A 380-nucleotide genomic window follows, 5' to 3' on the forward strand; every position below is an offset into this window, starting at 1 on the left:
CAGTGATGCCGCCTTTAAACACAGCCGATGCGCCAGGTATGGATGTCATTAAATGTGACAAATAGCCGCCCGAGCAACTTTCAGCAAAAGCAATGGTGGCATTTTTTTGTATTAGAATGTTCATTAACGCAGTCTGTGGCAACTCATCGTCATAGCCAAAAATATGTTCGCCAATTATTGGATAAAGTGCTGATACGGCTTTATCAATTGCCGCATCAATGGCTGATGCATCTTTGCCCCTGCCACTTAAGCGTAGGCGCAACTTTCCCGGTGATGGCAAATACGCTACTTTAAGAAAATCAGGGATGGCGTCTTCCCATTGTGCAAGCATCTCGGCCAAAACGGCTTCCGGAATATTAAACACATGTACGGTTTTATGT

1 protein-coding gene is annotated in these 380 nt (G+C 44.7%); it reads right to left on the reverse strand.

Going from position 1 to position 380, the window contains the following annotated elements:
- Window positions 1-380: CinA family protein (locus C6366_RS21425; RefSeq protein ID WP_199221636.1), on the reverse strand; the 380-nt coding region annotated here is incomplete at both ends.

This window comes from Desulfonatronum sp. SC1, assembly GCF_003046795.1.
Taxonomy (GTDB): Bacteria; Desulfobacterota; Desulfovibrionia; order Desulfovibrionales; family Desulfonatronaceae; genus Desulfonatronum.